Annotated in this window: 9 protein-coding genes; 8 read left to right on the plus strand and 1 reads right to left on the minus strand. The window is 37.9% G+C overall.

All coding sequences use genetic code 11. From position 1 onward, the window contains the following. Window positions 1-285 precede the first annotated feature (285 nt). The 8 genes from H5160_RS14490 (at window position 286) to pelG (ending at window position 14,959) form a co-directional block, all read left to right on the plus strand. Window positions 286-2,991, plus strand: a complete 2,706-nt coding sequence (locus H5160_RS14490; RefSeq protein WP_182737840.1) for an endo alpha-1,4 polygalactosaminidase — start codon at window positions 286-288, stop codon at window positions 2,989-2,991. A gap of 305 nt (window positions 2,992-3,296) precedes the next feature. Next, window positions 3,297-6,005 carry an endo alpha-1,4 polygalactosaminidase gene (locus tag H5160_RS14495; RefSeq protein WP_182737842.1) on the plus strand — a complete coding sequence of 903 codons (2,709 nt, stop codon included), beginning with the start codon at window positions 3,297-3,299 and terminating at the stop codon, window positions 6,003-6,005. Further along, window positions 6,005-9,292, plus strand: coding sequence for a tetratricopeptide repeat protein (locus tag H5160_RS14500; RefSeq protein WP_182737843.1), 3,288 nt, complete (start codon window positions 6,005-6,007; stop codon window positions 9,290-9,292). The genes H5160_RS14495 and H5160_RS14500 overlap by 1 nt, the downstream gene beginning before the upstream one ends. Before the next feature lie 14 nt (window positions 9,293-9,306). Then, entirely contained in the window at window positions 9,307-9,822 is a 516-nt protein-coding gene (locus tag H5160_RS14505; protein ID WP_182721403.1) for a protein PelC, read from the plus strand. Further along, window positions 9,819-11,117 (plus strand): PelD GGDEF domain-containing protein, encoded by a 1,299-nt coding sequence (locus H5160_RS14510; protein ID WP_182712257.1) that lies wholly within the window; start codon window positions 9,819-9,821, stop codon window positions 11,115-11,117. The genes H5160_RS14505 and H5160_RS14510 overlap by 4 nt, the downstream gene beginning before the upstream one ends. After that, window positions 11,114-12,097, plus strand: a complete 984-nt coding sequence (locus tag H5160_RS14515; RefSeq protein ID WP_024597303.1) for a hypothetical protein — start codon at window positions 11,114-11,116, stop codon at window positions 12,095-12,097. Before H5160_RS14510 ends, H5160_RS14515 begins: the two co-directional genes overlap by 4 nt. Next, on the plus strand, window positions 12,090-13,607 hold the full coding sequence (gene pelF, locus H5160_RS14520; protein ID WP_154903678.1) for a GT4 family glycosyltransferase PelF: 1,518 nt from the start codon (window positions 12,090-12,092) through the stop codon (window positions 13,605-13,607). The genes H5160_RS14515 and pelF overlap by 8 nt, the downstream gene beginning before the upstream one ends. Next, a complete protein-coding gene (pelG, locus tag H5160_RS14525) occupies window positions 13,595-14,959 on the plus strand; it encodes an exopolysaccharide Pel transporter PelG (protein ID WP_024597305.1) in 1,365 nt (454 codons plus the stop codon). Before pelF ends, pelG begins: the two co-directional genes overlap by 13 nt. Before the next feature lie 275 nt (window positions 14,960-15,234). Here the strand turns inward: pelG and H5160_RS14530 are convergent, their stop codons facing one another. Beyond that, window positions 15,235-16,236 (minus strand): D-Ala-D-Ala carboxypeptidase family metallohydrolase, encoded by a 1,002-nt coding sequence (locus H5160_RS14530; protein ID WP_182735936.1) that lies wholly within the window; start codon window positions 16,234-16,236, stop codon window positions 15,235-15,237. Window positions 16,237-16,247 lie beyond the last annotated feature (11 nt).

Consider the following 16,247-nt stretch of genomic DNA (forward strand, 5'->3'; position numbering starts at 1 on the left):
TCTTAATAAAAATAATTCATCCAACGTTTATCCATTATTTAAAACACTCTCTATAAATAATATCCACGTAGCCTTACTGCTTTTATTTAAGTTAATTAGTTTTAATTGCGGCGAGTTAGATTATTTGTAAGCGAGTATAAACATTGACCTCAAGGTTAAATTAATATGTAGAGATTAATTTTTTATTAACATATAATAACCCTATCTTCCTAGTACTAAATAACCAGATAGATTGAAACATATTGTTTTGAGCCACTGTTATGAATTAATAAAAATGAATTACTAATGAAATATATTTTATATCTTGTGCTTTTAATCTCTAGTCAAGTATTTGCAAAGCCTGTAAATAATAGTATTGCATTTTACTATTCGTACCCGATGCCTCTAGCCGAAATGACTTTTTATTCTCGCGTTGTAGTTCAGCCCGAACACGTCACTGAGCACGAACTTAATTGGTTTAAACAACGTAATATTGCTGTATATGCTTATTTAAGTGTTGGCGAGTCCTTTAATAAAAATAAGTCATCACTTAGTATAAACCCCAACTGGGATAGTCATATTGCCGATTTAGCATCAGCACATTGGCAACAACATATTCAAAGGAGCGCTGAGACATTAAAAGCACGTGGTTTTAGCGGCTTATTTTTAGATACTCTAGACAGCTATCAACTTTTAGATGACAAGCACAGTAAACCCGAACAACAAGCTGGATTAGTCACCATAATAAGTTCACTCTCTGAGACTTTTGATAAGCACCTTATCCTCAACCGGGGCTTTGAGCTATTGCCTAAACTCGCTAATTTAGCCAACGACTTAGTTGCTGAGGGTTTGTATAGCCACTTCAACCCTAACGACAATAGCTATACACTGACTAACAAAAACGACCAAAATTGGCTAAGCGCACAATTAAAAAAAGCACAAAACTTAGGCCTCAACGTCCAAATTATTGATTATGCAAAGCCCGATAACCGCCTCGCTATGGCACAAAAGATTATAGACGCAGGTTTTAATCCATGGGTGACAGATGGCCACTTGCAAACATGGGGTACATCATCAATAAAACCGGTGCCTAGGCGAATATTAATTCCTTATAATAGCGATATTTCACCCTTAGTTAAAAAATCTGTTCATTCAAAGCTTGCTACAATCATAGAATACTTAGGGTATATTCCTGATTATGTAGATGTAGCTAAAGAAAGCTTACCTAGAATAGATCCCAGTTTACATGCCGGCATTATTTCTTGGACTACTCATAGTATATTTTATAGTACTGAGATTATTAAATGGCTGGAAGGGGGTTTAAAAATAGTACCGGAGCTAATATTAGGGGAATTACCTCAATCAAATAAATTACTGATTAGTTTAGGCGTAGAAAATATAAATAATGCGCAACCTGGCCCTTATAAAGTTGAATACTTTGCCGATTGGCTAAAAGGTGAAACTACAAAAGCACCTGTAATTATCAGACCAAATTCCCTTAAGTTAACCTCAGACGCCACAGCGTTAATTAGCATTAGTTCAGCAAATGGTAAAATCCTAGCGCAAGGAAGTAAGACTAAACTAGGTGGCATAATAGTAGCCCCTTGGCTAATTGATAATTTACCACTGGAAGGCAGTAAATGGGTGATAGACCCTAAGAACTTGTTAACAAAAGTACTAAATTTACCCACAATATTAGCTCCTGATACAACGACTCTGAGCGGAAGGCGTATGTTAACTTTGCACATAGATGGCGATGGATTTAGTAGCGTTGCGCACTTCAAAGGTAAGCCATACAACTCAGAAGTTATTCGCGATGAAATAATAAAAAGGTACAAATTGCCATTAACATCCTCCATAATACAAGCAGACATAGAGCCTAACGGCTTACATCCAAAACAAAGTGAAGAACTTGAGCAAGTTGCAAGAGATATATTTAAACTACCTTATGTAGAGGTTGCATCGCACACATATAGCCACCCTTACTTTTGGAAAGTGCTATCAGGGATACAAAACATAGATGAAGATGATACGAAATACGGACTTAATTTAAATATTCCTGGGTATCTCTCTGTCGATTTAGAAAAAGAAATTTCAGGGTCAATTCAATATATTAATGAACGACTGACGCCAAAGAATAAAAAAACAGTATTAATTCTATGGTCAGGCGATGCGGTTCCAGGACCAAAGGCTTTAGCCATAGCAAGAAAAGCTGGCGTGCTCAACGTGAATGGTGGTAATACTTCAGTAAAAGCTGATAACCCAACTCTTACAAATGTATCGCCAATTGGACGACCTGAAGGTGACTTGTTATACCAAATTTATGCACCCATTATTAACGAGAACGTATACACCAACTTGTGGCATGGGCCTTATTATGGTTTTAAGCGCCTAATCGAAACATTTGAAATTACAGAAAAACCATACAGATTAAAACCCTATAGTATTTACTTTCATTTTTATTCTGGTGAACTACCTGCTGGACTTGATGCCCTGAAATATAATATAGACTACGTACTTGCAAGACCGAATACGCCAGTACATTTAAGCCAGTATGCAAAAATAGCTAAAGACTTTTATTTTTCAGCTCTTGCTAAAAACAGCAATAACGAATGGGTTTTTAGCTCTCAAAGTATTCGAACATTACGTATTCCCAATGATTTTGATGTTCCTAATGTAGCTCAAAGTTCAGGAATATCCGGCGTCACTCAAAAGGGTAATTACATTCATATAACTGATGATTTAGCAAAGCTTAGCTTTGATCACAGCCAAGAAAACAATGTACCGTATTTAGCTTCAGCTAATGTCTCCATGGATAATTGGCAAGTGAATGGAGCTGTCAGTTTTAAAGCCTGGGTGCCTGCTAAAATTGATTTAGTTAATGGGCGTTCTTGTGAGTTTGTTTCTAATGATGGAAAGCGCTTTAAAGGTAAATCAAATGCTGATATCACACAGTTTAGTCTGCCAAAAGGTCAATTCTACGGTTACTTAAAATGTAAAAGAGCTGCTTGATGGTGAGTAATAAAAAACTAAGCTCTTATTGTAAGTAACATATTGATACATTCTTTTATCGTTTTTCTAAGTATAGGTTTGTAGGTTGCTCTTAATAACTCGAGTGGCAAACCAATGGGTTTTATTGTGGTGAGTTAATCAAACCAGCATGTTATTATACCCCTTGAGTATATGGTTGAATTAACATGTAGAAATTAATCTTCCATTAACATATAATAACCCTATATTACTAATACCAAATAGCTAGATAAATTGGACCGCATTACTTTGAGCCACAGTTATAAATTAATTGAAATGAATTACTAATGAAATATTTTTTATACCTAGTGCTTTTAATTTCTAGTCAAGTATTTGCAAAGCCTGTGAATAATAGTATTGCATTTTACTACTCAGCGCCGATGCCATTAGCCGAAATGACCTTTTATTCTCGCGTTGTAGTCCAGCCTGATCTTGTGACTGAGCACGAACTTAATTGGTTTAAACAGCGTAATATTGCTGTCTATGCTTATTTAAGTGTTGGTGAGTCGTTTATTGAAAGTAAGTCTTCACTCGCAGTTAACCCTAACTGGAATAGCCATATTGCCGATTTAGCATCAGCACATTGGCAACAACATATTAAAAGTAGCGCTGCGGCATTAAAAGCACGCGGCTTTAGCGGCTTATTTTTAGATACCCTAGATAGCTATCAGCTATTAGATGCTACACACAGTAAACCCGATCAACAAGCTGGGTTAGTCACCATAATAAGCTCACTATCTGAGACTTTTGATAAGCACCTTATCCTCAATCGGGGATTTGAGTTATTGCCTAAACTCGCTAATTTAGCAACTGACTTAGTTGCTGAGGGTTTGTATAGCCACTTCAATCCAACCGACAATAGCTATAAAGTGACCAACAAAAACGACCAAGATTGGCTAAGCGCACAATTAAAAACAGCACAAAGTTTAGGCCTCAACGTCCAAGTTATTGATTATGCAAAGCCCGGTAATCGCCTTACTATGGCACAAAATATTATAGACGCAGGTTTCAATCCGTGGGTGACCGACGGTCACTTGCAAACGTGGGGCACATCATCAATTACGCCGATCCCTAGGCGCATTTTAATCCCTTATAACAGTAACGTAAAACCACTCATATACACTACCGTACACTTAAAGCTTGCGACCATGATTGAGTATTTGGGGTACATACCTGATTACATAGATATGGCAAAACGCGACTTACCTTTGGTTGACCCTAGCTTACATGCCGGTATTATTTCGTGGACCTCAAGCGATGCATTTTACACCCCAACACTTACCAATTGGCTTGAAGCTAATTTAGGTGTTGTGCCAGAACTTATTTTAGGCGAGTTACCACAGTCAACTAAATTACTATTTAACATGGGTATTGAGTCGTTAAACACACTACCTGAAGGTCCATATAAACAAGATAGCTTTGCACCTTGGCTCAAAGGAGAATCCACAACACCTCCCCCTATCGTTAAACCATATTTACTAAAATTAGCAACTAATGCGACTCCTTTAATTACAATAAAATCAGCTGATAACACAATAATTGTACAAGCGGCTAAAACTAAATATGGTGCAGTCGTGGTTGCTCCTTGGCTAATTGATACATTTCCGATGGAAGGCAGCAAATGGGTTATTGATCCGCGTACATTGCTTACTCAAGCAATGGGGTTACCACCTATATTAGTGCCAGATACAACCACCGAAAGCGGCAGGCGAATGCTTACTTTGCATATCGATGGAGATGGATTTACAAGTATTGCCCACTACGCAGGTAAGCCTTATTCAGCAGAAGTAATTCGAGATGAAATAATTAAACACTACAAACTACCGTTAACGTCATCAGTGATCCAAGCTGATATTGAAGAAGGCGGTATTCATTCTAAACAAAGTGCCAAACTCGAAGGCATTGCGCGTAGTATTTTTAACCTGCCTTACGTAGAAGTTGCTTCACACACCTATAGCCACCCCTATTTTTGGACTGCTCTATCTGGGCAAAAAAAAATAGATGAAGACGACACTGATTACGGTTTTCATCTAGATGTACCTGGCTACAACACAATTAGCCTTAAAAAAGAAATTACCGACTCGATAAAGTACATTAATGACAAGCTCGCACCTAAAAATAAAAAAACAGTGATGATGTTATGGTCAGGCGATGCAACTCCTGGTCCTAAAGCGCTTGAACTGGCTCGTGATGCTGGCGTGTTAAATGTCAATGGCGGTAATACTGATGTAAATGCTGATAACCCAAGCCTTTCTCACATCTCCCCTATCGGTCGCCCTGAAAGAGATTTGCTGTATCAAATTTACGCCCCCATATTAAATGAAAATGTTTACACAAACTTATGGCATGGCCCTTATTACGGCTTTAGACGCTTAACCGAAACATTCGAAATAACAGAAAAGCCATATAGGTTAAAACCTTACACTATTTATTATCACTTTTATTCAGGTGAAGTTCTTGCGGGCTTAGACGCTCTAAAACACAACATAGATTATGTTTTAGCAAGGCCAAATACACCGGTGCATTTAAGCCACTATGCAAAAGTAGCAAAAGATTTTTACTTTTCTGCACTTGCAAAAAACAGTAATAATGAATGGTTATTTAGCTCAAAGTACATTCGCACTCTGCGCATACCTACCGATTTTGATGTGCCAAACATAGCTCAAAGTGAAGGTGTATCTGGTGTAACTGAAAAAGGTGACTACATACATATTATAAATAACATAGCTCGCCTTAGCTTTGATCATAGCCAAAATAGTAAAAAACCTTATTTAGCATCTGCAAATGTTGTTATTAATAACTGGCAAGTTAACGGACCGGTTAGTTTTAAAGCATGGGTGCCCGCTTCACTTGATTTAATTAATGCACGTTCTTGCGAATTTGTATCTAATTTGGGTGAGCGCTTCAAAGGTATTAATCGGGGTAAATTAACACATTTCAAAATACCTGCAGGTGATTTTTATGGTTACCTTAACTGCGACGGAGCCGCACTATAATGAATACTACAAAGCGCCCTCAGTTAATTTCAGTAAAAACAATATTAGCGATATTAGCCGTAAGTTGTTTTGCACTTTATGCATTATTTCCACATACCTTATTTTTTGAAGATGATGCACTTTCACAAGACTATACCTTTGAGAAGTCTTACCTTAATGCAGCGCTCAATACAGAGCCCGACAACGAAAAGCTACGCGCAAAATTAGTTGAGCTACATATAGGGCTTAGTGAGTATTCACAAGCTACTAACGAGCTTGAAAAGCTACCTAGAGGTGAGCGCAAAGCAACACTTGAAATAAAGCTGCTCTACTCATTATGGCTAGCAAGCGGTGCTAAAGTTGACGACCGCTTTGAAGAGTTATCTTTAAAAATTGGTGCTCATAAAAACTGGAACGAACAAATATTAACTATTGCAAAAGCAGTTGGGTTAAATGCAAAAGTTGCTCAGTACTATCAAAAAAATAAACAGCCTCTCCTTGCAGCCGATTACTGGTTAAGCGCAGGGGAACCTGACAAAGCATTCGCTATTTATAAAACAAATATAAATGCTGATATTGCAGCTAAAGCGATTGAAACTGCACTTGGTGCAAATAACCCGATACAAGCTTATGCATGGTGGAAAACCTATGGCGACCAAGCCAATATTAAACGCACACTTTATTTGGCTAACTTAGCAGGCAATACAGAAGATGCGGCTCAAGCCATTGAAAGTTTATTAAAGACCGATCCAAATAACAGCGAGTACTTAACACAAGCAATGCACCTGCGTTTAGCAAATGGAAATGCAAAAGGGGCTGAGCAATTACTTGCAAAGCTATTACTACAAAGCCCAGCTGACAAAGAGCTACATTTATTAAATTGGAAGATAAAGCGCTGGCAAAACAAGCCTAAAGAAGCACTTCGAGAGTTTAAATGGCTAATGTCTAACAAAGCTGTAACTCCTGCGATGCTTACCGATAGTATTAACGATGCCACCGCTTTATATTTATACCAAGACGCTAATGATATATACGAATATAAAGCCCAAAATAGAAATCTAAAAGGTAATGGCTTTGCTAATTGGATGCAAGCTAACGAATTTATTGGTAACACAAAGCAAGAATTAAATAATATTGAACGCTTTGAGCAAATAAATGGTAAAAGTGCATTATCACAATATTGGAAAGCAAAAGTACTTCACGATACTGGTAATTTAAAAGCATTAAGAGCTTTGTGGCCTACATATAAAGGGCCTAAAAATGAAGAAGATTTACTTTGGATTGCCCGCGCATTTTGGCTAGATGATGACTTTTCTACAGCTCTGCAAGTACTAAAAAACAAACATGAAAGTTCTGACGATGAGTTTTGGAGCGCCAATGTTGACATGGCAATGCGAGTTAAGGACAAAGCTCATGAGCTATATGCATTAGAGAAGTTACAAAAAATAAGTCCTTTGAGCGTAGGCGACATGCTGCACTACCAACAACTGCGCTTTGAAGGTCGGCCTCAGGAGCTTCTTGATTATTTATGGAAAAGTGAGTCGCAAACTGACCGTCAATTGATTCAAATTGCATTATTAAGCACACAAGTAAATGATGCTAAATCAGTTGCACGTATTCATGCTGAACTTGATAAGCAGCGCTACAATAAAGCTCTCTACCCTGCTTGGTTAATTCTTTCAAATTGGTATCAAAACCAAAGTGATTTAAATTCAGCTTATACAACTTTAAACCGCGCCGCTAAATTAAGCGAATATGACTCTGATGTTGTGCTTGCACAAGGTTGGTTAGCGCTGCAAATGCATGACACTGTAATGATTGGCCGCATTTTAACACGCTATTCTCAAAGCGACACTTCCTATGCGTGGACGCAGCTCTTAGCTAGCCTATCTATTTATGAAAAATCATATAACAGTGCCTACTTTTATTTGCGTAAATTAGCCATTGCAGATCCAAGCGATTTAACAACACTGGTTAACTTAGCCGATGTAATGAAGCAACTTGGTTATTATGCAAATGCTGCTGAACTTAATCACTATTTACTGCAACACTTACCTAAAGATAAATATGCATACAGAGGCTTAATGTTCCGCTGGGCGGGCGCGATGGCTGTTCCTCATTTAATGCAATTAAACACAATGGAAGAACTTGCCCCCGACACTATTGGTGAGCCCCAAACAAACTGGTGGTTAGCGCGCAGAGCTGCACAAAAATTAGAGCCATGGCAAAAACTACAACTTTATATGACCAACGGCGAATTTAATAAAGCGAAACAACTATTAGCAGAAGGCTCACTAAGCAAATTAGATGAACTAAACGCCCTACTCTATCTAAAGCAGCCATACGCAACAATGCAGCGTTGGTACGAAGAACTCACTGGCGAGGCAAATGAATCGCAATTGAGTTTACTCAGAAATGCACGCGCATCCTATTTTAGAGCGCTTGAAATAAACCTATCGCCAGAGGCTGGTTTAAACAGTAGCCAGTACGATGTAAACGTTTATTTTCCTTATGCTAATGGGCAATGGAAATTAAGTTTAAGTAATCAGCAAAACCTTGATAACAACGGATTACTGTTTGCAATAGAAGATAAAATGACATTTGGTCGTTGGTATTTTGATGCAAAAATAGATTCGCACCAAGGCAGCTTAGTTAGCCGCCAAGGTCTTAGCATAGACTCTCGTTATCAATGGGATTCACGAACACAGGTAGGTTTAAAGCTTGAATATAATGTTGAAAACCGCCAATCAGAAGCACTACTTAGCTATGCTCAGCTAGATAAAGCCACGGCCTATGTTAACTACAATATTGATGGTAGACAAAACGTACAGCTATCAGCAGCAGCGATGTCTTTTTCTCGAAGAAGCGATGGCAGCTCACTAATAAACGGCCAAGAATATAATGCTCGTTACCAATACAGCATTTTAAAAGACCGCCCAATTTGGAACGCTTATTTTAGTGCGCAATGGCAAGACTTTGAACGTGTTAATGCATTAATAAATACAGATGCAAGCAGAAGACCGCTAAGAGTTGACCTTCAACCATTTAGACGTTTTGCACTAGGGACTTCATTTGCTTCAACTGGCTCATTAGAACCTCCTTATTTAGGCGCAAGCCCTTCGTGGTTATTTGATATAAGTACTGGCTATCAAACACTTAACGATACAGTAGATGTATCAGTTTCAAGTGGCGCAGGTTGGTCTGTACTGGGCGATGATTTATTTAAATTACAGCTGGGTTACCAAAGTAGTAATAAAGTGGGTAACTCAGATACACAATTACAATTAGGTTATTACGTACATTTTTAATGTTAGGAGAGAGTATGTTTCGTTTAATTATACCGTGTTTGGTATTACTATTATCAGCATGTACCACCAGCAGAGTTGCTGATGATGTAGAGCTTAGCCCTTTAAAAACAGTGGCATTAATGCCACTTGTTAATCATGCTCAAACACCGCTTGCCGGTGAGCGTGCTGAAGATATTTTAGCCAGCATTTGGCAACAAAATAAATTACCAACTCTAATACGTGCACCTCGCGTAAACAGCAAAGAGCTTCCACCACTGGATGATCAATACCGTTTAGACAATGCTATGCAATGGTTAAGCACTCAACAAGCTGACTATGTACTAACAGGCAGCATTGAAGAGTGGCGCTATAAAGCAGGCCTTGATGGCGAACCTGTTGTTGCACTTACATTATCACTCACTGTAAATGGACAAACCACACCAGTTTGGACAGGTACTATTGCTAAAAGTGGCTGGGGCCGCGATAGCATTGCAGCAACAGCACAAGATGTGATTGCCGATTTAATTTCTTATATAGAGGTTAGTGAGTGAAAACACATTTCCTTAGACCAAGAGACGTTCCTGAGCTACAAATATGGGCTGAGGTATTTATATTTACCGCGCTTGCTTTAGGGCTGCCTGTATTATTTAACGCACAGGACCCATTTTGGACTGAGGGAGGGTTTTCGTGGCCTGTACTTGGCCCACTTTTAGTTTCTTTACGCTATGGCTTTTCAAAAGGCTTTATTAGTATTTTATGTTTGCTTGTTGGCCAACTTTTTTTACTTCAAGCAAATATTTTATCACCGCAAAGCGACTTCAATATTAACGCTATGATTGGCTACATTATTGTAATTATGATCACAGGCGAATTTAGGGATGTGTGGGAGCGTACTAATCAACAGCAAAGTATTCAGCTTGAGTACGTAACAGATCGTCTTGAAACATTTACTCGTCAGTATCATTTAATTAATTCATCTCACGATAGAATTGAGCAAATGCTAGCTGGCCATACGTTAAGTTTACGTGAATCACTACAAGCAGTAAGAACCTCTATCGGGCTATTAAAAGAAAGAAGACTTGATAGCGCAGCGCAAAAAATAATCGACTTGTTTGTTGAGTACGGTTCGCTAGAAAGAGCGGGGTTATATAAAGTTGAAAACGACAGTGTTTTAGAACCACCACTTGCCTCTATAGGTAAGATGAGTCAAATAGCTAAAAACGATCCTCTTATATTAGCGATGATCGAAGAAAAAGAATTAGTATCGGTAAAAGACGAAAAAGCATCATCGGGTATAAGTAAATACCATATGGCAATCCCACTTATCGACGTAAACAATACTATTTACGGCGCTATTTTGGTTGAAAGAATACAATTTTTTGCGCTTAAAAATACAACTCTAACATTACTTGCTGTAATGGCTGGGCATATTGGCGATCTACTGCGCCATGAAATAACAAACCCAGTAATGACTTATGAAGAGTATCCATACTTTATTCGCCAAGTTAAACGTGCGAATAAAGAAGCAAAACGATACAACATTCCATCGCAGCTACTAAAGATAAAAGCTAATAATATTACTGATAAATCCACTCAACTTATGAGTTATTTAAGTGAAGCACGCCGTGGTTTAGACATTTATTTGTACGATAATCAAAATCAGGTATTACTGCTATTGATGCCATTAGCTGATGAGCTTGAAAAAGCAGGGTTTATCGCCCGAATGAACACTTGGTGTAAAGAGCGCACTGGTAGCACTTTAGCTGAGCTTGATATTGTTATTGAGCAGCAACTTGCACTACCTATAAGCTCAGATGACATAAAGAGATTGGTTTCACTTTCATGATTATAATTATTGTAGCGGCTATATTAGGGTGTATTTGTCAGTACTTTGCACTAATAGAAGTACTGGAAACACCTGATTGGTTTTTAGCTATATTATTGCATGCTATCGCTAGCATCTTTTTTGCTATTGTTAGTTATGTTTTTATACCTAAAAAATACAAAACGACTCCTTATAGCTCTTTGCTACTCATGTTTTTATTATTGTTTACATTACCAGTACTTGGAATTATAGGTGTTGTAGTAGCGCTTACATTTGCTCTTTGTAAACCTCTCAAGAATGACGAGATAGAAATAGAGGAGCATAAAATACCTGAGCTTCCTTTTGAAGCCAGAGCAATATCAGCAAATCCAACCTATTCAATTGGTGGACTTAAAGCAATTTTGAAGCACGCTAATGAGCCAAATAAGCGTTTAAGTGCTGTAATGGCGGCTCGTCACATGAGTGACTCACAAGCTATTCCTATTTTAAAGCTAGCACTTAAAGATTTAGAAGATGATATTCGCTTGCTCGCCTACTCAACCCTTGATGGTAAAGAAACCAAACTTAACGAAAAAATCAGTTTGTATCAGCAAGAAATAGCAGTTACAACTAAGCAGCCAAAATTGAGTCATTTACAAAAACAGCTAGCCGAACTTTATTGGGAACTGAGCTATTTAGGCTTAGCACAAGGCGCACTGCGTAAATACGTTTTAGAAAAAGCAGAAGCACTTGCATTGCAAAGTATTGAGCACGTAAAAACACCTGCAACTTTTATATTTTTAGGGCGTATATCTTTAGCCTTAGACAAATACGAAATAGCCCATGAGTATCTACTTAAAGCAACTGAGTTTGGTATGGCAAGGCGCCATGTATTGCCTTATAAAGCCGAAGTTGCCTTTTGTATGAACAAGTTTGACGACTGTAAACGCTACTTAAAAGAACTCCCAGAACAACCTAAGGGCAGTGAATTACGTCATTTGCAGGAGTATTGGCATGAGTAATAAAAATGCAGACATTTTACTGCTTTTAGAAGGCACTTACCCTTATGTACGTGGTGGCGTATCTAGCTGGGTTCATCAAATAATTGAAGGGTTACCTCATTATAACTTTGAGCTTGTTTTTATAGGTGGAGCGCCAGAGCATTATGGCGAGATTCAATATACTTTGCCTGAAAACGTTACCAAGCTGCATGTTCATTATTTAGTGGAAAATGACACATCTGAAATAAAAGCTAAGCATGGCGTTAAATATAAAAAAGAGCTTTTTGATTTTTGGCAGCAACTACAAAATTATTTTAGGGATTGTGATGAGCCCATCCCAACTGAGTTATTAAAGTTTGCATTTGAGACTTTGGCTAAAAAAGACGGTATTAACGAAGCCGACTTTTTATATAGTGAATCATCGTGGCAAGTACTCACCAATTACTATTCAACTTTTTGTGATGAATCCTCTTTTATTGACTTTTTTTGGTCATACCGCAATTTATATAAACCGCTATTTAAAATAGCCGAAATTGCACGCGGACTTCCAAAAGTTAAACTTATTCACTCAATATCTACCGGGTATGCTGGTATTTTAGGATCTGGTGCCAGTGTAATAAGCGATACTCCCTTTTTGTTGACCGAGCATGGTATTTACACCAAAGAGAGAAAAATAGATCTTATTCAAGCCAGTTGGATCAAAGAGTCTGAGCAAAGCCTAGGTAAAAACTTAAATACCGAAATGGGCTTTATTCGCCGTATGTGGATCAGCTTTTTTGAGCAAATCGGCCGAACAACATACCAAGAAGCAGATAAGGTCATTTCGCTATACGGCGGTAACAGGCAGCGCCAAATAAAGGATGGTGCAGCGCCAGAAAAAGCATTTGTTGTACCTAATGGAATTAAAACAGTGCGCTTTATTGAAGCGCTTGAGCAGCGTCCAAAACAGATACCACCAGTTGTTGGATTAATTGGACGTGTAGTGCCTATAAAAGATATTAAAACCTTTATACGTGCGATTAAAGAGGCGCAATCGATGCTGCCTGAAGTAGAAGGCTGGATCATCGGCCCTTATGAAGAAGATCCGCAATATTACAAAGAGTGTGAACTACTTGTAGGCAGTCTTGATTTACAAAGCAGTGTAAAGTTTTTAGGTATGCAAGATATTACCAAAATTTTGCCTAAGCTCGGAATTGTAGCTTTAACCTCGATTTCCGAAGCGCAGCCTTTAGTACTTTTAGAAGCAATGGCGGCCGGTGTGCCTGTACTTGCTAGTGATGTTGGCTCGTGCCGCGAAATAATCGAAGGCGGAACTGATGAAGATAAAGCATTAGGTAAAGCCGGTGAAGTTGTCTCAATTGCTTCACCTAGCGAAACAGCACAACAAATATCAAACATGCTAACAAATGAGCAAGTTTGGCTTGAGTATCAAAAAAGTGGTTTAGACCGCGTACAAAAATTTTATGACGAGAGCCACATGTTTGCCCGTTACGATAAACTTTATAAGGATACAATGGCATGGCCGGAATAGGTTTTGAGATACGAAAAATTCTCAAAAAAAATACCCTGCTCTCAGTTTTTGAAGCATACGGCTACGCGGGCTTAATAGGCTCAGGCCCTTGGCTGCTCTCTATTGTAGCGTTAATGCTAATTGGTATTTTAAGTTTAGGCGTTGTATTACCCAAAGTACTTATTATTCAGTTTTTAACGCTTGTTACCTACATGATGGCAGCTTCACTTATTTTAACGGGTGGCTTGCAGTTATTATTAACTCGATTTATTGCAGATTTGTTTTTTCAAAAAGAAGAGGCAAAAGTACTGCCTAATTTACTTGGTGCGCAACTTATAACAACAATAGCCGCATTATTGGTGGGCTTGGCTGTATGGCCTATGCTCCCTATACCCGTTGTTACTAAGATTATAATTTTAGGTGCCTTTGTAAGCTTATGTAATCAGTGGCTTGGCGCTATTTTTCTATCGGGTATGAAAGAATACCGGTTGATTTTGATTACCATGCTAAGTGGTTATGCCTTTATGGTACTGCTTGCATATTTATTAAGAGACTGGCAGTTAGACGGCTTGTTTTTTGCGTTTTTTGCAGGCGAAGCTCTACTCTTTTTTAGCTTTTTGTTTATGATTATTCGCCGCTACCCAGGTGAAAAACTTATAAGCTTTGACTTTTTAAGCAATAAAAAAGTGTATTACAGCCTATTCTTTTGTGGTCTGTTTTATAACATTGGTGTGTGGGCTGATAAAATCATTTTTTGGTATTCACCAAGCACATCAATACAAATTATTGGCACGTTAAGAGCCAGCCCAATTTACGACTTACCTATATTTTTAGCCTATTTGTCTATTATTCCCGGTATGGCAGTATTTTTAGTAAAAATGGAAACCGATTTTGTAGAAGAATACGACCGTTTTTACACAGCTATTCGAGAGGGTTCATCGTTAGAAGAGATTTACTATTTAAAAGACAATATGATCCAAACTGCACGTGCCGGTTTATACGATATATTTAAAATTCAAGGTATTACCGTTGCCTGCTTATTATTATGGGGCGAGCAAATACTTACCTTTATTGGTATTGATCCAAACTATAAAACGCTTTTATTTATTGATGTAGTTGGTGTGGGTGTACAAGTTATATTTTTGTCTATTTTAAATATTTTGTTTTATTTAGATAAACGCTCAACCGTCCTATTTTTAGCGGGGCTATTTTTGGTAATAAACGTTGTTTTAACTTTGCTATCAATCGCTTTTGGGCCGCAATTTTATGGTTACGGCTTTGCTCTCTCAACTATTGTTACCTCTGTTGTTGGGTTATTTTGGCTTTCTAAACAATTTGAAGATTTAGAATACGAAACGTTTATGCTGCAATAGCATAATATAAAGGCTGCTTATGCAGCCTTTATATTTAAAGCTTTTCGTACAAAATTAAAATAATTAATTATTGGAAAGCGGCTGATACACACCATGTTTATAGCTCATATAAGCGCCTCAGTTTAAAGCAAAAAAGACTAGCTCAGTAAATGTATAAAATGTTTATAAAACAAAGGGCTTATAAAAACCAAGCCACCCTACCTTGGCTTAGCTAATCTCTTGTACAATTAGACTTAACTAGTTTAGCTTTATGCTAAATGAGGTAGCCGTTGCCATTACTTACTCACCCATCGCGCTTTAAAGCCACGCGTATCAACATGTATAAATGCGCCTCTGTGCGACTTAGGCCCATAAATACCTAAACCACCTAGTAAACCTTTAAATGATTCACGTCTAGCTAACGACTCCACTATATCGGCCATCGCTTTAGCATCACCAATTGAATGCTTACCATCATTATTTATATCATCCATACGGTAGTTGCCATCGTTATCTATAAAAATATCGGCAGCATCACCAAATACATGTCGGCTAAGTTTTACATTGCCAATTGATTTGTTGTAGTACGGAGTTCTATAACCGCTCATAACCACCATATTACTAACCGGTATACCTTCTAAAATCAGTTCTTTGCGTATTTTTTCTAGTTTAAGTAACAACTTATTTTGTAAAAATAAATACTTTGGGTACTTACTTCGCTGCTTACTAACAAATTCCTTTAGTGAAAAGTGAGGTGATATTTTTACGTTTTCATTTTCAGGCGTTACCTTCACAAAGCCATCGGGCACTATGTAGTGTGAAGCGTCTTTAATCTGTGAAGGTTTAGGGTAGTGCCCAATGTGGTAATACTTGAGCTTTCCTCCTTCAACATTGTCTGCCGGTACTTTTACAAATACGTTGATTTTCATACGCTGTTTTTTATCGGGCGACTCAATAATTACCGTTGTTAAACCGGGCTCTTTGGGTGCTTGCCATTGCCAACGGTTGGTGTCTGTAAGCTTAGATTTCCCCTGAGTGTTAATTAGCGTGTAAGCATTTTTTGATTGCGCAAAAAGCACTTCAAACTCAACTTGCTCTTTGGGCATTACAAATACTGAAAACACCGAATATGGCATAACTATATCGTTAATTTTTAGGCTAAATTCTGCATCTTCAAAGTTGGCTTTGTTTTTTATATCAACTACCTGATGCGCAGGCTTTGTAGGCGCGGCAGCAAATACACTATTGCTAAATATAATTGTGAATATGGCGATAGAAATATAATGAATAAATTGCATAAACCCTCTCA

This window comes from Pseudoalteromonas sp. SG43-4, from assembly GCF_014164325.1.
Taxonomy (GTDB): Bacteria; Pseudomonadota; Gammaproteobacteria; order Enterobacterales; family Alteromonadaceae; genus Pseudoalteromonas; species Pseudoalteromonas distincta.